Raw genomic sequence first — 21,123 nt, 5'->3', positions numbered from 1 at the left:
CAATTGCCTTATTACGAACTTCAAAAAATAATCGAAGAATCCTATCTTTGTGTAACCAAGACCGGTTATGGAAGAAAATACGGTAAACCAAGAAATAATTCTGCCCCTACTTAACGAGAAACAAGTATCCCTCTTTATAAAAAGGGAAGACCTCCTCCATCCGCTACTATCAGGAAATAAATTCAGGAAGCTAAAGTACAATCTTTTCCAAGCCAAAAAATTAGGTTTCGATACCCTCCTAACGTTTGGGGGTGCCTATTCAAACCATATCGTGGCTACGGCCTATGCCGGAAATTTAAATGGTTTTAAGACTATCGGGATTATCCGGGGGGATGAACTATCCGATAAATGGAAAGCGAATCCGACCTTGTTATTGGCATCCGAACACGGGATGCGGTTAAAATTTATTTCTAGGGATGACTATGGCGATAAGGAAAATCCATCCTATTTAAAAAAATTACAATGTGAATTTGGTGCCTGTTATTTCTTGCCCGAAGGCGGTACGAATGCCCTGGCAGTGAAGGGATGCGAAGAAATCTTAACGCCCGCGGATACCGATTTCGACGTCATCTGCTGTGCCGTTGGAACGGGCGGCACATTGGCCGGTATTATAAATTCATCGCTTGAAAATCAGCGCGTTTTGGGTTTTCCTGCCCTGAAAGGCGATTTTTTAAGCGAAGATATTCGTAATTTTGTCACGAAAGAGCATTGGGAGTTGATTACCAAGTATCATTTCGGGGGCTATGCCAAGGTAACCGCGGAACTGATCGATTTCGTAAACGATTTTAAACGAAAGACCCAGATTCCCCTTGATCCGGTATACACCGGGAAAATGGTATTTGGAATTCTAGACCTTGTCCAACAGGATTATTTTCTTCCGAAGACCAAAATTTTGGCCATTCACACGGGAGGGCTGCAAGGTATAGCGGGAATGAACATCCTATTGAAAAAGAAAAATCTACCCACATTCAGCGTATGATTCGAAAAATTGTATTTCTACTCGTTGCAGGAATTTTTTTTGGGGGATGCAAATCCAAAAAGACCGTGACCTCCGTTACGGCTCCCCGTCCTGAAAAACCCAAGGAAATTACGGTCGCCCATGAAATTGAAAAAGTGGATGACGGCCTGTACGTAATGCCCGAGGATACCGGGGAATTTCTTAGCTTCGATATAGGTTCGCCCGAAGAATACATAGCGACCTTTTCTGAAATTGCACAGATGGAAATGAAGGCCTACGGCATACCCGCCAGTATTACATTAGCGCAAGGATTGTTGGAAAGTGGCATCGGAAATGGAGAGTTGGCTCGGAAGACCAACAACCATTTTGGTATCAAATGTCATACCGGCTGGCAGGGCGACTACGACCATCACGACGATGACGAAAAGGGAGAATGTTTCCGTAAGTACAACCACCCGATGTATTCCTATCGCGACCATAGTATCTTCTTGACCGGCCGCTCACGCTACGCTTTTCTCTTCGACCTGCCGAACGACGATTATAAGGAATGGGCCAAGGGACTACGAAAGGCCGGTTATGCCACGGACAGGCACTATCCACAGAAGTTGATTGCCCTTATCGAGAGGCACAACCTGCATAAATACGATATGGCCGTAGCCGATGCCGGATATGGCAAGGGCGAAAAAACACAGGTCGCCATTGCAAGGCCACAATATGCCAGCTATATCGTTCAAGAGGGCGATACCCTGTATTCCCTTTCGAAGCGGTACGCCGTTTCCGTCAACGATCTAAAACGTTGGAATTACCTGTACGACAATAACCTGGCCGTCGGGCAAGAACTTACCGTGAAGACTGAAAGTTTTAATAAGTAATTGCCGTCTGAATCGACGACCCGTCAACAAAAACATACAAGGCGGTACTAATAGAAGCGGAAAAACTTCATTTTTAAACTCAAAAATTATGTTCTACAAAAGAAGCAGCGCCCTCTTCGCCGAGGCCCAAAAATATATTCCCGGAGGTGTCAATTCTCCCGTCCGCGCCTTTAAAGCGGTCGGGGGGGATCCGATTTTTGTAAAAAGGGCCAAAGGGGCCTATCTTTATGATGAGGATGACAACCGTTTGATCGATTATATCGCTTCGTGGGGTCCGCTGATTTTGGGCCATGCCTACGCACCGGTAATCGACGCGGTAATCGACAAGGCCAAAGACGGCACTTCGTTCGGCATGCCTACGGAAATCGAGACCGAAATCGCAAAATTGGCGGTTTCGATGGTACCGAATATCGATAAAATCCGTTTTGTAAACAGCGGTACCGAGGCCTGTATGAGCGCGGTACGTTTGGCGCGGGGATTTACTGGCAAGGATAAGATTATTAAGTTTGCCGGCTGCTACCACGGCCACTCCGATTCATTTCTGATACAAGCGGGGAGTGGGGCGGTTACTTTTGGAAGTCCCAACAGTCCCGGTGTGACCCAAGGTACGGCGAAGGATACCTTGCTGGCGAAATACAATGATTTGGAAAGCGTCCGCCAACTGGTCGCCGCCAACGAGGGTGAGATCGCTACCATTATCATAGAACCGGTCGCCGGTAATATGGGTTGTATCGTGCCTACGGATGAATTTATAAAGGGCCTGCGCGAGATTTGTACGCAGGAGAATATAGTATTGCTGTTCGATGAGGTCATGACGGGATTCCGATTGGGCAAGGGCGGCGCACAGGAAGCATTGGGTATCGATGCCGATATTGTTTGTTTCGGCAAGGTCATAGGCGGCGGATTGCCCGTCGGTGCCTTTGCGGCAAGCTCCGAAATCATGGCACATCTGGCGCCGGAAGGCCCCGTGTACCAAGCGGGAACTCTAAGTGGAAATCCCTTAGCGATGGCGGCGGGACTTGCCATGCTGACCGAGCTGAACGAACGCCCCGAGGTGTTCGAAAATCTGGCGAAAAAGACGGAATACCTGCATAAGGGCTTTGATTCCGTATTGAAGAATAAAAGCGTCCCTTATCAGATCAATCGTTTCGGCAGCATGATTTCGGTGCATTTTACCGATACACCCGTAATCGATTTTGAAACGTCCGTAAAAGGCAATAACGATACTTTCATAAAATATTTCCATGGGATGTTGGACAAAGGAATTTACTTACCGCCCAGTGCATTCGAGAGCTATTTCTTGAACGATGCGCTGAGCTATGACGATTTAGACGAGACCATAGCGGCCTTGGATGCTCTCGAGTTTTAGACTAATTTTCCTTGCTATTTTAAGACGAACTCATATAGTCTTTTTCTTTTACCTACGAATATCACATTTTGAGTTCCAATTTCCTCATTTTTGAAAACCTAGCCCTGCTATGCCGTTAAAAAATGACTTCATCTGACTTCAAAAGCCGATATTCCCCGTTCCAAACAATACCTCTAAATGAGTTCGGTTACAAAATGTTGAATTATAAGGAAGTAATAAAATATTAAAGATAATTATACGTTGAGTTTGTTATACGAATAATTAATCCTATTTTCAACCCTCAACTTTGAACACCGAGTAAAATACTATCCATGCGGCCCTTTAAAATTTTAATAGTTGCCCTTATCGCCATTCCTCTGTTTTTTATGCTGGTCATCTTTTGCGGCAATACATCCAAAGCCAAGCCTGAACCCAAGGCTTTGATCGAGGCCACAAAAACTGTGGAGATCGTGGCAGATCCCCAAGAAATACTGTTGTACAACAAAAACAGGCAGGCTTTGAAATCAGCTTTGACAGCCTATTTTAATACAGCGGTGGCATCCGGGGATATTGTAGGAGCCGGGGTAAGCATTGTAAGGGGGGATTCCATAGTGCTTTCAGAGGGTTTTGGGAAAAGAAAAAGCGGCGGAAAGGATAAAGTCGATGGAGCGACCATTTTTAGGCTGGGATCTTTGTCCAAAGGCTTCGCCGGCGTTTTGGCAGCGGAACTTGAAGATGAGGGCAAATTGCATTGGAGCGATAAAGTCAAAGATTTTATTCCAGGCTTTCAGTTAGGCGACAAAGAGAACACCGATAAAATCACTTTAGCCCATATTCTTTCCCACACCTCGGGTACCCCATACCACAGTTTTACCAATCTTGTCGATGCCGGCGTACCGTTAAGGGAAATTGCCGCACACTTTAAGGATGTTAAACCAATTAGCGAACCGGGCGCACTCTACAGTTATCAAAATGCCATGTTTTCTTTATGCGGTGAAATGATGCGGAAAGTGACCGGTGAGAATATCTCGGAAGCCTTACAGCATCGATTTTTTAATCCCTTGGAAATGTGTTCCACTACAACGGATTACGAAACGCTCTCCCATAGTCCCGATATTGCCCTGCCCCATGTGCGAACGCGAGGGGGATGGAGAAGCACAAAATTAACGGATAGCTATCACAACGCCATTGCGGCCGGAGGCATCAATGCCAGTGCGGGCGATATGGCCAAATGGATGCGGTTTTTGCTGGGGCACAATCCCGAAATAATGGACAAGGCCGCCTTGGGAGAAGCTTTCAAGCCGTTTATCGCGCTGAACGAGCACAACAAATATTACCAACGTTGGCCCGGACACCTACGTTCGTATTATGGCTTCGGATGGCGTATCCACAAATTTTCCGAAGCGGATACGGATGCAGAAAAAACGATGTGGCACCATGGGGGAAGTGTGAACCATTTCAGGAACGAAATCGCGGTCTACCCCGAAGCGGATTTAGGAATATGTGTGCTTTTGAACAGTAATTCGGGCTTGGCTCGAACCGTAATTCCAGATTTGTACGAAATTGTGGAGGGTATTTACGGGAAAGACGTTTCGAAAATCCTTTGAACACTAAGGACGATTTGGTTTTGTTGGGATCCTAGCGGATGCCATGTATTTCGTTCATCCCTTTTCGGTGCTTCCCTTTCCACTGCGCCATATTCCCCCCGTCTTTCATCCCATTTCGGTGCTTCCCTCTTCGTTGTACCATCTTCTCCCATTTTCCATACTGCTCTGTCGAAAGTATGTCCTTCATTTCAGCCTTTTGGGCAATCATTCGATCCAATCGCTCGTTTTTCATCGCGTAGCGCTCCTCCGGAGTGGGCTTTTTTGATTCCCCATTTTCTTTAATCGATTTACGCTTTTCCATTGAGGATTCCCGGGTCTTGGCGTTTTCCAAATTCAGGGTTTGAATTTGCTTTTGCTGGACCTCGGTCAGGTCTAGGGCCAAGGTCATTTTTTTGGTCCTTAGGGTGGCCGTTTGGTCAGGGGTCATTAGGTTTAAACCCATAAAAAAAGCACGGAGTAGGTCCGTGCTTTCGTTCAATAAGTAGGTCTGGTTCGTCCGGAATCGAATAGAAACCGGTATTTTTTTACTCTGCCAAGTCGATGCTCGAAATTTGTTCGATATCGGCGTTCGCCATATCGACCGTTTGGGGAGTTGGGTCGATGCTGGTCTCGTTGTAATAAATTAAAGATGCGATCGCAAATGCGGCTAAGTACAGGGAGCTTTTTACTCTTTGGGACATGGCTTATGTTTTTTAATTCTGGTACTAAAGTAGTACATCATCCAACCTCTGAAAATCTTTTGTTGTGAACTGGGTTTACGGTGTGGTCAAAGTGCTATAAATTGATGTTTGGTCTTTTTAGCATCCTTTTTATGCCGTTCGTCGATGTTTTGGCAGGTTTTGCGAGATATCCTTATAGTACTTCCTATTAATCTCTTTCTCTTTTGGCAACTACTGATAAGGGTAAGGAAAGTCAAAAAGCATAGTTTGACGTTAAACGGTTGTGTAGGATATCCGTCCAAAGAAAATCACAATATAAAGTTTAGCTTTCGCCCAATAAAAATTGGCCGGTTAAAATGCCTAGAGTGCAACGCTATAAATGTTAAAATATCAACTTGTCAATTTTTTATGCAGTAAATTATCAATTTGATGATTTGGCGATTATTAGGAAACATCCCACAAAATATAGGTAACAATATTTAGACAATTGGGCGTTATACTATCTCAAACCAAAAGGTATTTACATAATGAACAAAAAGAGTTTTATACTTACTATCGCAACAGGGATTTTAGTTGCCAACGGAGTTTTTGCAAGTAATCTGACTACGGAAAGGGATGATAGGCTTATCAATTCCATTACCTATATAGAGGATGATTCGGATTTCGAGCTGGGTTTCGATACGGCCGATTATTTGCCGGAAGGTTTTGATCCCTATGAAATATATGTCAATCTTGACGCCGTTATCTTTATAGAAGATGAGGTAGCGGATGATGTAAAAACTAAAAGGCATTTACCTGCCAACTTTGACGCTTACGCGTATCCAACGGATGTTGCCGCTTTCAATTACATCGATCAAAACGATGCTTTTGAATTGGATTTTGATACCCAAGCGTATCTTCCAGAAGGCTTTGATGCCTATAAAGCAAATATGAAATAGGAAGCTTGCCCTACCGAGGTGTAGGAACTAGTCTTTGAATTAACGGAATAAAGCCTCCATTTAGAATGGGGGTTTTGTTGCTTTTGGATTATCCAGCGATGATGCTGAATTTATTGTATTGGCGGCTAATGGATAATTTTAAGGCGATTAAAGAGTGTTTAAAACAACAAAGGCACTATAAATTTGAACATCAGGACTAACAAAACAACGGAAATCAGGTTCAAGACTATGCCCGTCCGCGCCATTTGGTGGACCTTGATATAGCCGCTGGCAAAAACAATGGCATTTGGCGGAGTGGCCATGGGCAGCATAAAGGCGCAACTACTGGCCATGGTGACCGGGATCAATAAATAAAGGATAGGAATTCCGAGCCCGATGGCGATGCCGGCGACGACGGGTATAAGCAGGGCGGTCAAGGCCACATTGCTCATGAGTTCGGTCAAAAATAACATCATGGTAATCAGCAGTATGGCGGTAAACAATACGCTGACCTCGCTATCCGCAATCGCCCCGGAAACCATATCGACGATACCGCTGACCGACATGCCTTCGGCCAATGCAAGTCCGCCCCCGAAAAGGATCAGGATGCCCCAGGCAAGTTTTTGCGTGTCCTTCCAGTGGATGATAAAATCCCCTTTCTTTAGATTATAGGGAATGGCGAACATAGCGACGGCTGCCATCATGCTGATGATCGTATCGTTTAGTTTTAGGTCCGGAAATATTTCGTTGATGACCGTTCTGAAAATCCAAAGGATAACCGTGATACCGAAAATGACGAGTACCTGTTTTTCCTTTCCGGACATGGGCCCTAGTTTTTCCAATTCATTTTTTATGACATCCTTGGATGCCGTAAATTTTAAGTTGTTGCAGGGGTACATCCATTTTACGAGCACTAGATAAATAATCCCGATCAGTATGGTGGAAAACGGTACTCCGATGACCATCCACTTTACAAATGAAATTTCCATATTGTATTCGTTCTCCAACAGACCGATCAATATCGAGTTGGGCGGCGTGCCGATAACGGTAGCAATTCCGCCTGCATTGGCGGCGAACGCTATTCCCAACATCACGCTGAGGGCAAAGTTTTTATCGCCCTTGGTGAAGCCATCCTCATCGTTTACGAGCAGGCCGATTACCGACATGGCGATAGGCAGCATGACCACGGCGGTCGCCGTATTGCTGATCCACATGCTAAGTGCGGCCGTGGCGATCATAAAACCTAGAACGACTTTATTGGGGGTCGTACCCGTGATTTTTATGATATTCAGGGCAATGCGTTTGTGTAGGTTTACCTTCTCGAGGGCAAGTGCGAGAACAAAGCCCCCGAAGAACAGAAAGATAATAGGGCTCCCGTAGTTGGCGCCCACGGCTCCGATTTCCATGATGTTCAATATCGGAAATAGTAAGAGGGGTAATAGCGCCGTGACGGAAATGGAGACTGCTTCGGTAATCCACCATATGACCATCCACACGGCGACGGCGATTACGGCATCGCCCTTTTCCGAAACCATTTCGAAAGGGAGGTTGATAAGGATAACGAAGAGGAGAGGCCCCAGAAATAGGCCGAGTTTTTTGCTTAGGTTCATGGGTGGCGATTAACGTCGTCTAAGCTAAGTTTTTTCTTTTGACCCTGAAAGTAAAGTTAGGGGCTACTAGTACTACCGCTACGCCAAAATCTCCCGAATAACCTCTCCCTCGACATCCGTCAACCGGAACGGCCTGCCTTGAAAATTGAAGGTAAACTGCTCGTGGTCGAATCCTAATAGATGCAAAATGGTGGCATGAACGTCATGTACGGAAACACGCCCTTCAACTCCCGAGAAACCGATTTCATCGGTCTGGCCGTGTACCGCGCCTTTATTAATGCCCCCGCCGGCCATCCACATGGTAAAGGCATCGCCGTGGTGGTCGCGGCCCTTGAAGCCCATTTCCTTACCTTCGCGATTTTCCTGCATGGGCGTTCGGCCGAATTCGCCGCCCCAAACGACCAGGGTCTCATCCAAAAGGCCACGCTGCTTCAAGTCGAGCAATAGGGCGGTCATCGGCCGGTCGATTTCACGGCATTTATTGCGGAGGCCTATGTCCACTGCAGTATCACGTCCGGTGCCGTGGCTGTCCCAGCCCCAATCGAACAATTGCACGAAACGGACGCCGTCCTCGACCAGCTTTCTAGCCAAAAGACAGTTATTGGCAAAAGATTCCTTGCCCGGTTCGACCCCGTACATCTGTTTGATGTTCTCGGGCTCGTCGTTGATGTTCATCACATCGGGAACCGCGATCTGCATACGATAGGCCATTTCATATTGGTTGATACGGGCCAGGATTTCGGGATCGGCGTATCTGGCGTATTCCTCCTTGTTTATTTTATTGATAGCATCTATAGTGCTTTTTTTTAGGTTTCTTGAGATACCGTCCGGGTCATCGATGTAGAGTACGGGATCGCCTTTTGAGCGGCATTGCACGCCTTGGTATACGGAGGGTAAAAATCCGCTGCCCCAAACGCTTTTGCCTGCACTAGGTGCTTTTCCACCGGAGGTAAGCACCACAAACCCGGGTAAGTTCTGGTTTTCGGAGCCCAATCCATATGTGACCCACGCACCTATGCTGGGCCGACCCAAACGCGGACTACCGGTATGCATGAACAACTGTGCCGGACCATGGTTGAACTGATCGGTGTGCACCGCTTTTAAAAAGGCCACCTCGTCAATTACCGTTTTAAAATGCGGTAGGTTGTCGGATACCCAATTCCCCGATTCGCCCTCTTGCTTGAAATTGGCCTGTGGCCCCAATAATTTAGGTGTGCCACGGATAAAGGCGAATTTTTTACCCTCGATCAGCGATTGCGGACATTCTTGATTGTTCAATTTTTGGAGTTCGGGCTTATAATCGAACATTTCAAGTTGCGAGGGTGCTCCCGCCATATGCAAATAGATGACATTTTTCACCTTAGGTCCGAACGGAGGCGCCAAGGTCGCCAACGGGTTCAGGTCGCGATCTGAAAATCCGGATTGCTTAAAAGATTTTTCATCCTTCAAAAAATCATTACATCCCGCAAAAATGGAACCCAGCGCCAGACCGCCCATACCCGTCGCGCATTGTTTGATGAAATGGCGTCGGGTCTTGGCCTCTGTCTCACGGATGATCCTTTCCTGAATTAAACGTTGTATCTTGTCTTTCACTGTTCTTAATTTTTATGCCTTGCTCAAAAACTCATCCAAATTCATAATCGCGTTCGCCACTACGGTAAGTGCCGCTTGCTGCGGAGTGGGTTGCTCCGCAAGTGTAAAAAAGTTGCTGCCAAGGGATTCCCCGTTATCGAATTCCAATAAGGATTCTTCGTACAATTCTTTTAAGGCCTCTAATTTTTCTGGCGTTATTTTGGAATAGGTCGCCTTTTCATAGCCTTTAGAAATCCCTTTTTCAACGTCTGGTCCGTACATGAATTTTGCCAAGTTGTAGGAGGCTTCGAGATAGACCGGGTCGTTTAGGGTCACCAAGGCCTGCAAAGGCGTATTGGTCACGGTACGGCGAATGGTACAGACCTCACGACTGCCCGCATCGAAGGTGACAAACGAGGGATAGGGACTAGTGCGTTTCAGGTAAGTGTACACCGCCCTACGGTATCTGTCCTCACCCTCGCTCTCTACCCACGACTCGTTGCTATAGACCGATTGCCAAACCCCATCGGGCTGGGGCGGCATTACACCGGGACCATACATTTTATCGCTCAATAATCCGGAAACGGCCAAAGCCTGATCGCGAATCTGTTCGGCCGACAACCGTCTGCGCGGGCCGCGGGCAAACAATTCGTTGTTAGGATCTATTTGGTAGAGTTCGGGACTGTTCTTGGAACTCTGGCGATAGGTACCGGACATTACGATGTCCTTTATCAGGGCCTTCATGTCCCAATCGTGTTCGTTCATAAAACGCAGCGATAGCCAATCCAAAAGTTCAGGGTGACTGGGAGGGTCGGATTGGGTACCCATATCTTCTATTGAGGCCACGATACCCCGCCCAAAAAGCTGGTGCCAAACGCGATTTACAAAAGTGCGGGCGGTAAGCGGATTCTTTTTGCTGACGATCCACTTGGAAAGACCCAATCGGTTTCCCTCCCAACCGGATTCCCAGTCGTTCAAGGTTTTCGGCACGCCGGGTTCGACGGAATCCGTTTTCATCAACCAATTTCCCCTGTCAAAAACTTGGGTGGCGCGGGCCATATAGCTGTGATTTTCCACCATGATGGGCAATACGGGAGTATGCTCGTTCAAAAGTTTTAAAAAAGTTTCGGTGATGCCTTGATACCCAGGTCGCGATTTCCCTGGAATATCCTTCAGAAAAGCGAACCATGTAATATAACTGGTAGAGACCTGTTTTTTGATGTTATCGTTGTTCGTCTCAAAATAGAGATCGATATTTGTGTCAGTGCCTTTAAAGGGTATTTTTCGAATCGTATTGCCTTCGGTCTTATTGGTAATAAAACGTGTCAAAATTTCACCTTCCGAATTATTTTTCCGAATGGTCACCTGGGTGCCATCGATATCCGATCGGTAGTTCATGTACATAAAACCTGCCCCGCTTGTATTCACGTTCTTCAAGGTACATGAACCATCGTCCCAAAGGGCGAGATATTTGGTATCCGCAAGTTCGCCGTTGGTAAAATCCACTGCATTATGGGCGAGATACTTGGGCTCGTTAAAGGTCAAAAAATCGTCATAAAGGGCTGCGACTTCGGCTGAACCGTATTTTTTGACCCAGGCGTTCACCCGGTCAACATCTTGTTGTTGCTCTTCATCGTAAAAACGGATATTCGGACTTTCGTCCGGCGTATCCTCGTCCCTTGAATTATTGAAAAAGGCCATGGCCTTAAAGTATTCTTCATGGGTAAAGGGGTCGTAGGGATGGCTGTGGCACTGTACACATTCCATAGTCGTGCTTTGCCACACCGAGAAAGTGGTGTTCACCCGGTCGATGACGCTGGCCACTCGAAACTCCTCGTCTTCGGTTCCGCCCTCGTCGTTGTTCATGGTATTTCTATGAAAGGCCGTCGCAATCAATTGGTCCGTCGTTGGGTCGGGCAAGAGGTCGCCCGCTAATTGTTCCGTGGTAAACCGGTCGTAAGGCATATTCTCGTTAAATGCCGAAATAACCCAGTCGCGATACCGCCACATATTCCGCCCCATATCTTTTTCATAGCCTTTGGTATCGGCATACCGTGCCAGATCGAGCCACCAGCTGGCCCATTTTTCACCATAATCCTTTCTGGCCAATAAAGTGTCGACCATGGTTTCGTAGGTTAGATCGCCGTCGGTAAATGCAGTAAAAAGTTTTTGATCGGGCGGTAATCCCGTAAGGTCCAGGGCCAATCTTCGGGCAATGATGTTCTTTTCTGCAGGCGGATTGGGATGTAAGGCCTCGCTTTCAAGCCGGGCGAAGACAAAGTTATCGATTTCGTTTTGGACAAAGTTGGAGGTACCGTCCGCTGTAAATCCCGCTTCTTGCGATATCGCGGGTATCTCCACTTTTTCCGGAAGCGAATACGCCCAGTGTTGGCCCCATTCCGCCCCTTGATCTATCCAGCGGGTCAATAAATCGATTTCTTCCTCAGAAAGTGGCGGCTTTTCATAGGGCATGCGGAGCTCCGGATCCGTCTCGTGGATGCGGCTGATCAGCTCGCTTCCAGAAGCATTCCCGGGAATAATTGCCGGTTTTCCGGATTCGTTCTCGGCAAGGGCATCTTTCTCGAACAGTAAGCTAAAGCCACCATTTTTTTTGACCCCACCGTGACAAGTAATACATTTATTGTTAAGAATGGGCTTTATCTGGGTGCTAAAATCGACACGGTCGGTTTCGCCGCAGGACTGTAGACATCCTAAGAATACCATCAAAAAGGCCATCAATATTAGTCTCAAACTCTTATCTATTTTCTGCTTCATTTTCAGGATAAAGTATGGGCAAAGAAGGTCACCAATGTAATTCGTTTAAAGATAAGAAGTTATCTTTAAACCACATATAGATAATTCTCCCTAAAACATGGATGATTTGACACTATCGTGCGGAATGCTTTCCTATCAAACGGGTTTTCATTGAAGGAAACGGGGAATAGAAAGTAATAAGGACCTGTTTGCCGTCAACTTTTCATTTCCACAATCTTACTATCCCCATCAACAATAACCTTAACCACCCCCTGCTTCGTAAGTCCCTTGATAGACTTATCCCATTTTTTGCCGCTAAGTCCGGCTTGGGCTTTGAGTTCGTTCAGTTCCATGCTGCCCGATGGTTTGAGAAGCGCGACAATGGCTTTCTCTTCATCGGTAAGTTCTAGGGCCTTCTTCTCCGGTCTCATTTGTGGGAAGAAAAGCACTTCCTGAATCGAAGAATTATTGGTCAACAGCATGACCAAGCGGTCGATTCCTATACCGATGCCCGAGGTGGGGGGCATACCATATTCAAGGGCACGTAAAAAATCCTGATCAATGAACATAGCCTCGTCGTCGCCTTTTTCGGAGAGTTTCAGCTGATCTTCAAAGCGTTCGCGCTGGTCGATGGGATCGTTGAGCTCGGAGTAGGCATTGGCGATTTCTTTACCGTTGGCGAAGAGTTCGAAGCGCTCGGTCAAGGCCGGGTTATCACGGTGTTGCTTGGTCAATGGACTCATCTCTTTCGGATAGTCCGTAATAAATGTCGGCTGAATGTAATTATGCTCGCATTTCTCACCGAAAATTTCGTCAATGAGTTTGCCTACGCCCATAGTCTCATCAACTTCGATATGCAGTTTTTTGGCGGTTTCGCGGAGTTCATCTTCTTCCATACCGGCAACATCGAATCCCGTATGGATTTTAATGGCCTCTAAGATCGGCACTCTCGGATAGGGTGCCTTGAATTCGATTTCGTTTTTGCCAACGGTAATCTTGGAACTTCCGTTGGCCTCTAGGGCGACTTTTTCCAAGAGTTTTTCGGTGGTATCCATCATCCAATGGTAATCCTTATAGGCGACATAGAGCTCCATCACCGTGAATTCGGGATTGTGGGTGCGATCCATGCCCTCGTTTCGGAAATCTTTAGAAAATTCATAGACCCCGTCGAAGCCGCCTACGATCAAACGTTTTAGGTAAAGCTCGTTAGCGATACGCAGGTACAGCGGAATATTAAGTGCATTATGATGCGTCAAAAACGGACGGGCGGCCGCCCCACCGGGAATCGGCTGTAGAATGGGCGTCTCGACTTCCAAATACCCCATATCGTTATAAAATTGACGAATAGTATTCGTAATCTTGGTCCGCTTGATAAAAGTTTCCTTCACTTTCGGGTTGACGACCAAATCGACATAGCGTTGGCGGTAGCGTTGCTCCGGATCATTGAACTCGTCAAAAACATGGCCTTCGGCATCCTTTTTTGGCAACGGAAGGGGTCGCAACGCCTTGCTCAGCATCCTAAAGCTTTTGACCATAACCGTCTTTTCCCCTACCTGTGTCGTAAAAAGTTCCCCTTCGATACCAATGATATCTCCGATATCCAACAACTTTTTATAGACGTCGTTGTATTGCGACTTATCCTCCCCAGGGCAGATTTCGTCCCGATTGAAATAAATCTGAATCCGGCCATCACTATCCTGCAACTCGGCAAATGAAGCTTTCCCTTGAATGCGGCGGGACATCAATCGACCCGCGATGATCACTTTTTTTCCATCCTCATAATCCGCTTTGATACTTTTGGAAGTGGTATTTACGGGATATAGGGCGGCGGGGTAGGGGTCGATACCCATTTCGCGGAGTTTGGTCAATTTTTCCCTTCTGATAGTTTCTTGTTCCGAGAGCTGCATGTGTATTCTATATTAAGCCTGCAAATATAAGGTATCAATTTGAAGATTTGGGGATGTGATGATTTGAAAATTGACCGATGACGAATGATGTCGGATGCGTGAGGTTCAGATTTGCGAACGTAACACAGCAGATTATTTTGGGCAATGAAATTAAGTAGCTGAGAATCTTAAAATAGGGTCGTCCTAGAAATTCTAATTCATACACTAAGAAGGGAAACCCTTTTTCATGGGGTATCAAAAATCGAGTATTTGTTTTTGTAACAATCACGCTATTTTTTCGTCATATAAGTAACCCCCTCGCATCAAAGGGCATTTCATCAATCTAAAAAATCAAATCACCATGAGTTTTATACGCGTATTGCTCGCCATTTTTTTTCCGCCCTTGGCCGTACTTGGTAAGGGCTGCGGTTCATTTCTTATCGTACTTTTGCTTACTTTCTGCGGATGGGTTCCAGGGGTTATTGCGGCACTTGTTATTTTGAACAATCCGAACTAGCGGCTTTGCCCAACGCTATTTAGAAGTGAAAGGATCCCATTCCAGGCCGCAGGGTGATTAGAATTCAACATGAAACATCGTACCTTTGCCACGATGAACAAAAAGGTGCATTTACAGGATTTGGGACTAAAAGACTACAAAGAAACTTGGGACTTTCAGGAATTGCTTTTCCAAAAAACCGTCCATCTGAAAATCAAGAATCGACGTCAGGAAACCAATGAACAAACCCCCAACCATTTCCTTTTCGTAGAACACCCCCATGTTTTTACCTTGGGCAAAAGTGGCGATATCAATAATCTGCTGGTCGACAAAAAAAAGTTGGAAGAAAAGGATGCCAAATTTTACAAAATTAACCGGGGCGGCGATATCACCTACCACGGCCCTGGGCAAATCGTGGGCTATCCGATTCTGGATTTGGACAATTTTTTTACCGACATCCATAAATACCTGCGGCTTTTAGAAGAAATGGTCATCTTAACCTTGGCCGAATACGGACTGAAAGCGGAACGTTCCGAAGGCGAAACCGGGGTTTGGTTAGATGTTGGCACGCCCTTTGCCCGCAAAATATGTGCCATGGGAGTCCGCGCCAGTCGGTGGGTGACCATGCACGGGTTCGCACTGAACGTAAATACCGATTTGGGGTATTTTGATCTGATGGTACCCTGTGGAATCAAGGACAAGGCGGTGACTTCAATGAATGTCGAGCTCGGGAAAAGGGAAGTGGATATGGAAGGGGTGAAACAGAAATTATTGAGGCATTTTGAAATACTTTTTGGGGCTGATATTGAAAAACAAAGAACTTCGGCCTAAACCGAAGTTCTATACCATTTCCACACTTATACATCCCTCTTATTTACTGAACTTCGTCAACTCTGACCGGCTCATCAGATCCCCGTTCTTTTTATAACTTTCCTGCTTTACCATGCCTACACCTTCCGCCAACCAGAGTTTGGACTGCAATTCGAAAGAGGCGCCCATGACCTTCGAGGTTGTGGTCTCCGTAATAAGATAGCAGTCATAGGTGCCGGCCGGCGTTGTTACGCTTTCTTTCTTTTCTACTTTACGGTCGGTCTGGTCAACGGTAGAATTCATTTTTATACCGCTCATGCTCATGGCTATCGAAACATTGGCATCCGACAGTTCTTGGCCAACACTGAGATCGTTCGGCAGTTCGATATCGGTTCCGGTTATATCCATATCAATATCCATATCCGAATATTGCTGCATCATCTGGGTCGGGAATAGCGATTTGTAATCGATACTCACCGTGCCATTTTCGCAGGAAATCTTGTAGTTCGACTCAAAGATTTCCTTACCCTTTTTATCGGTGTACTTGAGGTCAAATGTTGCCACTGTTGCCGGTCCGTTATCCGACACTTCGGAAATGGTATAATCGATTGTTCCTTCCGGTTTTCCCTTTTTATCGGAGCTCGTGTATTGAAAGGTAGTGCCCTCTTCCATGGGATAAAATTTGCTACACTGATTTTGAGCAAAGCCTAAGCCGGTCATTAACATAAAGGCTGCAATACATAAAAAAATCTGTTTCATGGTGTTCTATAGTTTAAGGTTTAATTTCTATTTATTTAAAGTTTGATAAATTCTACGCGACGATTCTGTGCCTTTCCATTGGCATTCGCATTATCACCGATCGGCTCGCTCTCGCCCTTGCCATCAGTTTGCAACCTGTCCCCAGAAATCTGATATACTGAAATCAAGGTATTTTTCACGGCCTCAGCGCGTTTTTTGGAAAGATCAACGTTATTGGTGGGGTCGCCATCGGCATCGGTATGCCCTACAATTTTTAGTTTCATGGCGGTTTCTTGCTGCAACACTTGGTATATCTGGCGGATTACGCCCATCGAAGACGGTTGTAATGTGGCGGAGCCGCTATCGAAGAGAATAGCATTGGTAGATACTTTCCCCTCGGCCATTAATTTTCTGCGAAGATCGACTCCACCACCGGCCACTTTTAGATTTTTGATGAAGACCCGGTCTTGCTGGTCCCTAAGGCCCACGACATCAAAGCGGAGGTGGTCCAGCATATCGGCCGGCACCAAGCTGGGGAGGTCCAAATATTTGGTCTCGTTGATCCAAAGTCGGAACCGCTGCCCGTTTACGGCCATCGAAATATGGGGCTGCTGACGCATTACCTTGACCAAATCCGACGTTATATTGTTGCTAATGGTATTTTCACCATTGATCTGGTTCCAAACTTCGATATCTCGGGGGGAAAGTTTGTAGAGTGGAAGTGAGACTCGTATTGCGTTCTTATCTGTGTGAGACTTACCGTATACATTATCGCTCGTCAGGTTGATGAATAATTTTGCGGAACCTGTGCCCGGCTTGTCGATACCTTGTGTGAGAAGGTCGAACTCGATCGTATAATCCACCGGAAGGTCTGCCACATTGGGATAATAGGAACTACTCGATTTCATTTCGAACCACTTCCCCGAAGAATCTCCCACGCTTACAACTTCGCCGTTGCCATTAGTATCCCATTGTGAAGGGAAATCGCCTACAAAATCATTTGAAAAATCATCGAAGAAAATCAGGTCGTCTCCGGGTACAAAATCGAATTTGCTATATATAGATAAGGATTTTGGACTATCGGATTCAGAAGATCCGGAAGTATTTGTCGAGCTCTTTCCTGTTCCATTTTCCGGCACATCGTTGGGGGGGGTGCCTCGTCCATCCTCATTTGGAACGGGGTTCCCCGTTTTGCCCTTTTCCTCCGATTTGTCGTTTTCCTTGGACCCAGGTTCCAGAATGTCGTCCAGACCCTGATCCGTTTTTTCAGTGGCCTCTTTATCGACCCTGCGTTCAACGGTGCGTTCGGCCGCCCTTTCGGCTACTTTACCCAGTTTTTTAAGAAATTGACCCTGGGCGCAAGGCGCAAAAGCAAATAGACAGAAAACAGTTGTGGCAATTGTAAGAAATCGGTTTAGGTTATTCATTTTTTACTATTTTGTTAATTTTAAAGATACTAGAATTTTTCAAACACCCAAATTTGGAAAGCTATCTTTAAAGGATGCAAAATAGTATGGTTAACTAAGTTTGGAATAAAAAATGCTGTATTCGGTAGTGAAAATTGTATGAATGGTAGTCAATGCAGTACCAGTGGTAGAAAATAAGTATTGGTTTACTGTAAGAAATAAAATCAAAGACAAATTTTAATTTTTTTGAATTTGATTTTGGTGTATGGAATTTCATTAAAAATCTAGAGTAGATTGCTCTGGCAACTGCCGAAAACTCCGTCGGTGGTGTGGGGTGAGTCCGTATCTTCGGATGGCCTCGCGGTGTTCTTTCGTAGGATATCCTTTGTTCTTTTTCCAGTTGTACATGGGGTATTCTTCATGAAGCTTTTCCATATAGGCATCACGATAGGTCTTTGCCAGCACCGACGCGGCTGCTATACTCATGTACTGGCTATCTCCTCTTACGATGCACTCATGTGGAATTTCTTTATAGCTTTTAAAACGATTGCCGTCTACGATGATGAATTCTGGTACAATCATCAATCGATCAATTGCCTTGTGCATGGCAAGGAGAGCTGCATTAAGGATATTGATGTCGTCGATTTTTTGAGGATGTACATGGGCAATTCCAAAAGCGGTACAGTCCGATTCGATAAGCGGTTTAAGAAAATCCCTGCTTTTGTGAGAGAGCAGTTTGGAATCGTTGAGAAGTTCGTGGGTAAAGCTTTTGGGAAGGATAACGGCGGCCGCGGTCACCGGTCCCGCGAGGCAGCCCCTACCGGCCTCATCGGTGCCAGCTTCGGGCTCCAAAATATGATAATATGATTTTAAAATGAGCGTGGTTTTTTGAGAAAGGGAAAATACAAAATTGCCCGACAAAAACTTTCACATTTAATTACCAACTAAAAAATTTAACTTTGTCCACGAAGTATGTATCAATGTTCACGTTGATAGCCATTCAAATAGTGTAGCATCCTACCCCATTGAATATTTGAAATTTGGAATTTAAAAGTTGGAATTTACGAACTACTCCCTTTGCATGCATCCCTACCGGATATTTATGCCACTATTTCCTCCCCATCTTTTTCCTGTTCCTAGGCCCTACCACTTTCGCGCAAGAAGATTCCATCCCCGCTCGACAATCGGTCGATACATCCTTGGTACAGAAAAAAAAGAGAAGGCTCGATACCCGTGATCCTGCATCGAAATCACAACCAATTACCATAAAGGACTACAAGATTATATCCTATAAAACAGACACCATCTATTTGGATACCACCCTGACCATCCAAAAAGAATACAAATACAATTATTTGCGAAGGGATGATTTTGAACTGATGCCTTTTGCCAACGTCGGACAGCCCTACAATAAATTGGGCGTCGATCTAAGGTCAGTACAGCTTTATCCGGCTTTGGGGGCGGCCGCCTTGAACTATAATTATTTGGAGGTTCGGGATATCGACTATTATAACGTAGCCACCCCAATGACAGATCTTTTTTTCAAGACCACTTTTGAAGAGGGACAGCTATTGGACGCCATGCTGACCTTCAACACCTCCCAAAGATTGAATTTCTCGTTGGCCTACAAGGGCTTTCGTTCCTTGGGTAAATATCTATCCGACCAGGCGGAATCCGGTAATTTTCGCACGACCACGAATTACGTCACCAAAAACGGAAGATATCGCATACGGGCGCACATCGCCGCTCAGGATATTGAAACCCAGGCAAACGGTGGACTTACCAACAAAGAGGAGCAATTCGAATCGGGGGACCCCAGCTTTAACGATAGGAAAAAAATAGATATTCGGTTTAACGATGCCGATAATAAGATACTGGGTAAGCGGTATTATTTCGACCATTTTTATAAAGTGTTCAAAAAGGAAAAGGATTCGAGCCGCGTAGAAAGAACATCGTTGGGGTTTGGACATGTGTTCAACTATGAGACCAAATATTACACGTTCGGCCAGACCCAACAGAGCGACTATTTTGGTGACAGGCTTGTGCCGGCCATTGACGATAAGGCGCAATTGAAGGCGATGTACAACGAAGTCGACGCCGAATTCTATAATGAGACATTGGGCAGGTTAAGGGGCAATATATCGGTGTACAACTATAATTATTTCTTCAATAGCATACTGATAACCGAAGACGGAAGTCGCATTCCAAGTCGTTTGAAAGGAGAGGAGATTGCTGTTGGGGCGAACTATGAAAAAAGGATCCGGGGCTTTGCCCTTGAGGGTGAATTCAAATATAATCTCTCGGGCGAATTAGGGGGTAATCTCTTCAATGCGTCCGCAGGATATCAACTTAACGATCGGCACAGGGTAAGTGCATCGGCCCATGCATCTGCCCGTATGCCGAACTTTAATTATTTGTTGTACCAAAGTGATTATGTCAATTACAATTGGTCGAATCTAGGCGTTTTTGAAAAGGAACAGGTATATGGCCTGCAGTTCAATCTGGATTCCGATATATGGGGAGATCTGACGGTAGACTACACTACGGTCGATAATTACAGTTATTTTGGCGCTGATCCTGAAAATCGCGTAGCGGAAGGTGTAGAGAATTCAATAGTTAGACCGTACCAAGAAGGCGATGTGCTTACCCATACCAAGGTTACGTATAAAAAAGAATTTCGACTGGGGGGCTTTGCACTCAATAATACGGTCATGTACCAAAATGTCTCACAGGCCAATGATGTACTCAACCTGCCGCAATTGGTGACGCGTAATACCTTATATTTTTCTTCGGATGTTTTTAAAAAAGCGATGTACCTGCAGACCGGCGTAACATTTAAGTACTTCACCGCCTACACCATGGATGCCTACAATCCGCTTTTAGGGGAGTTCTATATCCAGAACGAGGAAAAGTTGGGAGGTTATCCGATGTTGGATTTTTTCATCAACGCCAAGATCCAGCAAACCAGGATATATCTAAAAGCAGAACATTTCAACTCCGGTTTTAACCAAACCAAGGAGTATTACTCCGCTCCGAATTACCCGTATCGTGATTTTGTAATTCGTTTTGGCCTGGTTTGGAACTTTTTTTCATAATATTTTTGATGACCTGAATTTCTGTAAACCCCTGTGAACTTAAGGTTTAAACGCAATTCTGTATATCTTAAAATTCTTTAACCCCGTTTTTTTTAAAATTTTTTACGGATGGGGTTGTGCAAACTAAAAAACCCTCTTATATTTGCACCCGCTTTGAGAGACAATAGGGCGACCTATAAGTTTGGAGGGGCGGAATTTTGACAAGTTCATTGACATACTGTGGAGATAAACAACGACCTTCGGGCGAAAGCCCGTTGGAAGGAACCATATAACAAGGAAGCCCGTCCCCGGTCGCGAAACCGCGATGGGGGCCGGGCGTAAGATTTAATAGAGAGAGACGGGGCCGGGAGGGCTTTTCAGTGGGTGTGCGCGAATATATATAAAGTACAACGATG

General features: G+C 45.6%; 17 protein-coding genes. 8 read left to right on the top strand and 9 right to left on the bottom strand.

The window, feature by feature from the left end; all coding sequences use genetic code 11:
• Nucleotides 1-67 precede the first annotated feature (67 nt).
• From BLT07_RS19360 to BLT07_RS19345, 4 genes are all read left to right on the top strand, one after another.
• A complete protein-coding gene (locus BLT07_RS19360) occupies nt 68-979 on the top strand; it encodes a 1-aminocyclopropane-1-carboxylate deaminase/D-cysteine desulfhydrase (RefSeq protein ID WP_091873982.1) in 912 nt (303 codons plus the stop codon).
• The gene (locus BLT07_RS19355) at nt 976-1,830 is read left to right on the top strand and encodes a glucosaminidase domain-containing protein (protein WP_091873980.1); all 855 of its coding nucleotides are present in this window, start codon (nt 976-978) and stop codon (nt 1,828-1,830) included. The genes BLT07_RS19360 and BLT07_RS19355 overlap by 4 nt, the downstream gene beginning before the upstream one ends.
• A gap of 88 nt (nt 1,831-1,918) precedes the next feature.
• Complete coding sequence (gene hemL, locus BLT07_RS19350) at nt 1,919-3,199, top strand: glutamate-1-semialdehyde 2,1-aminomutase (RefSeq protein ID WP_091873977.1); 1,281 nt, start codon at nt 1,919-1,921, stop codon at nt 3,197-3,199.
• A gap of 311 nt (nt 3,200-3,510) precedes the next feature.
• Nucleotides 3,511-4,785: a serine hydrolase domain-containing protein gene (locus BLT07_RS19345; protein ID WP_091873975.1), complete on the top strand. Its 1,275-nt coding sequence runs from the start codon at nt 3,511-3,513 to the stop codon at nt 4,783-4,785.
• Between the two features lie 31 nt (nt 4,786-4,816).
• On the opposite strand, the gene BLT07_RS19340 is transcribed toward BLT07_RS19345, so the two are convergent.
• Nucleotides 4,817-5,227, bottom strand: coding sequence for a hypothetical protein (locus tag BLT07_RS19340; RefSeq protein ID WP_175455377.1), 411 nt, complete (start codon nt 5,225-5,227; stop codon nt 4,817-4,819).
• An 82-nt stretch (nt 5,228-5,309) separates the two neighbouring features.
• Nucleotides 5,310-5,465: a hypothetical protein gene (locus BLT07_RS21130; protein WP_175455376.1), complete on the bottom strand. Its 156-nt coding sequence runs from the start codon at nt 5,463-5,465 to the stop codon at nt 5,310-5,312.
• A gap of 506 nt (nt 5,466-5,971) precedes the next feature.
• On the opposite strand from BLT07_RS21130, the gene BLT07_RS19335 reads away from it, so the two are divergent.
• Nucleotides 5,972-6,382, top strand: coding sequence for a hypothetical protein (locus BLT07_RS19335; protein ID WP_091873970.1), 411 nt, complete (start codon nt 5,972-5,974; stop codon nt 6,380-6,382).
• Between the two features lie 158 nt (nt 6,383-6,540).
• Here the strand turns inward: BLT07_RS19335 and BLT07_RS19330 are convergent, their stop codons facing one another.
• The 4 genes from BLT07_RS19330 to lysS all read right to left on the bottom strand — a co-directional run bounded on the left by BLT07_RS19330 (nt 6,541) and on the right by lysS (nt 14,204).
• On the bottom strand, nt 6,541-7,971 hold the full coding sequence (locus BLT07_RS19330) for an SLC13 family permease (RefSeq protein ID WP_091873967.1): 1,431 nt from the start codon (nt 7,969-7,971) through the stop codon (nt 6,541-6,543).
• 78 nt (nt 7,972-8,049) lie between these two features.
• A complete protein-coding gene (locus BLT07_RS19325) occupies nt 8,050-9,564 on the bottom strand; it encodes a DUF1501 domain-containing protein (RefSeq protein WP_091873964.1) in 1,515 nt (504 codons plus the stop codon).
• Nucleotides 9,565-9,576: 12 nt separating this feature from the next.
• A complete protein-coding gene (locus tag BLT07_RS19320) occupies nt 9,577-12,318 on the bottom strand; it encodes a PSD1 and planctomycete cytochrome C domain-containing protein (RefSeq protein ID WP_091873961.1) in 2,742 nt (913 codons plus the stop codon).
• A gap of 194 nt (nt 12,319-12,512) precedes the next feature.
• Nucleotides 12,513-14,204, bottom strand: coding sequence for a lysine--tRNA ligase (gene lysS, locus BLT07_RS19315; RefSeq protein ID WP_091873959.1), 1,692 nt, complete (start codon nt 14,202-14,204; stop codon nt 12,513-12,515).
• 340 nt (nt 14,205-14,544) lie between these two features.
• On the opposite strand from lysS, the gene BLT07_RS19310 reads away from it, so the two are divergent.
• Nucleotides 14,545-14,700 carry a YqaE/Pmp3 family membrane protein gene (locus tag BLT07_RS19310; RefSeq protein ID WP_091873956.1) on the top strand — a complete coding sequence of 52 codons (156 nt, stop codon included), beginning with the start codon at nt 14,545-14,547 and terminating at the stop codon, nt 14,698-14,700.
• Nucleotides 14,701-14,793: 93 nt separating this feature from the next.
• A complete protein-coding gene (gene lipB / locus BLT07_RS19305) occupies nt 14,794-15,510 on the top strand; it encodes a lipoyl(octanoyl) transferase LipB (protein ID WP_091874027.1) in 717 nt (238 codons plus the stop codon).
• Between the two features lie 39 nt (nt 15,511-15,549).
• On the opposite strand, the gene BLT07_RS19300 is transcribed toward lipB, so the two are convergent.
• From BLT07_RS19300 to BLT07_RS19290, 3 genes are all read right to left on the bottom strand, one after another.
• Complete coding sequence (locus BLT07_RS19300) at nt 15,550-16,248, bottom strand: TapB family protein (protein WP_245726612.1); 699 nt, start codon at nt 16,246-16,248, stop codon at nt 15,550-15,552.
• Nucleotides 16,249-16,283: 35 nt separating this feature from the next.
• On the bottom strand, nt 16,284-17,654 hold the full coding sequence (locus BLT07_RS19295) for an OmpA family protein (protein WP_091873953.1): 1,371 nt from the start codon (nt 17,652-17,654) through the stop codon (nt 16,284-16,286).
• A gap of 255 nt (nt 17,655-17,909) precedes the next feature.
• Nucleotides 17,910-18,485, bottom strand: coding sequence for a ribonuclease HII (locus tag BLT07_RS19290; protein ID WP_245726611.1), 576 nt, complete (start codon nt 18,483-18,485; stop codon nt 17,910-17,912).
• 188 nt (nt 18,486-18,673) lie between these two features.
• On the opposite strand from BLT07_RS19290, the gene BLT07_RS19285 reads away from it, so the two are divergent.
• Nucleotides 18,674-20,728 carry a putative porin gene (locus BLT07_RS19285; RefSeq protein ID WP_245726610.1) on the top strand — a complete coding sequence of 685 codons (2,055 nt, stop codon included), beginning with the start codon at nt 18,674-18,676 and terminating at the stop codon, nt 20,726-20,728.
• Nucleotides 20,729-21,123: the final 395 nt, after the last annotated feature.

Source organism: Pricia antarctica (assembly GCF_900101815.1).
In the GTDB taxonomy this organism is placed as follows: domain Bacteria; phylum Bacteroidota; class Bacteroidia; order Flavobacteriales; family Flavobacteriaceae; genus Pricia; species Pricia antarctica.
The sequence above is the reverse complement of the archived record's forward strand: the minus strand, read 5'-3'. Positions and strand labels throughout refer to the sequence as shown.

Bases quoted from the DNA above. Each gene is read 5' to 3' on its own strand.
- BLT07_RS19360 (WP_091873982.1), top strand. From the start codon at position 68: ATGGAAGAAAATACGGTAAACCAAGAAATAATTCTGCCCCTACTTAAC.
- BLT07_RS19330 (WP_091873967.1), bottom strand. From the start codon at position 7,971: ATGAACCTAAGCAAAAAACTCGGCCTATTTCTGGGGCCTCTCCTCTTC.
- BLT07_RS19335 (WP_091873970.1), top strand. From the start codon at position 5,972: ATGAACAAAAAGAGTTTTATACTTACTATCGCAACAGGGATTTTAGTT.
- BLT07_RS19340 (WP_175455377.1), bottom strand. From the start codon at position 5,227: ATGGGTTTAAACCTAATGACCCCTGACCAAACGGCCACCCTAAGGACC.
- hemL (WP_091873977.1), top strand. From the start codon at position 1,919: ATGTTCTACAAAAGAAGCAGCGCCCTCTTCGCCGAGGCCCAAAAATAT.
- BLT07_RS19355 (WP_091873980.1), top strand. From the start codon at position 976: ATGATTCGAAAAATTGTATTTCTACTCGTTGCAGGAATTTTTTTTGGG.
- BLT07_RS19320 (WP_091873961.1), bottom strand. From the start codon at position 12,318: ATGAAGCAGAAAATAGATAAGAGTTTGAGACTAATATTGATGGCCTTT.
- BLT07_RS19310 (WP_091873956.1), top strand. From the start codon at position 14,545: ATGAGTTTTATACGCGTATTGCTCGCCATTTTTTTTCCGCCCTTGGCC.
- lysS (WP_091873959.1), bottom strand. From the start codon at position 14,204: ATGCAGCTCTCGGAACAAGAAACTATCAGAAGGGAAAAATTGACCAAA.
- BLT07_RS19295 (WP_091873953.1), bottom strand. From the start codon at position 17,654: ATGAATAACCTAAACCGATTTCTTACAATTGCCACAACTGTTTTCTGT.
- BLT07_RS19345 (WP_091873975.1), top strand. From the start codon at position 3,511: ATGCGGCCCTTTAAAATTTTAATAGTTGCCCTTATCGCCATTCCTCTG.
- lipB (WP_091874027.1), top strand. From the start codon at position 14,794: ATGAACAAAAAGGTGCATTTACAGGATTTGGGACTAAAAGACTACAAA.
- BLT07_RS19300 (WP_245726612.1), bottom strand. From the start codon at position 16,248: ATGAAACAGATTTTTTTATGTATTGCAGCCTTTATGTTAATGACCGGC.
- BLT07_RS21130 (WP_175455376.1), bottom strand. From the start codon at position 5,465: ATGTCCCAAAGAGTAAAAAGCTCCCTGTACTTAGCCGCATTTGCGATC.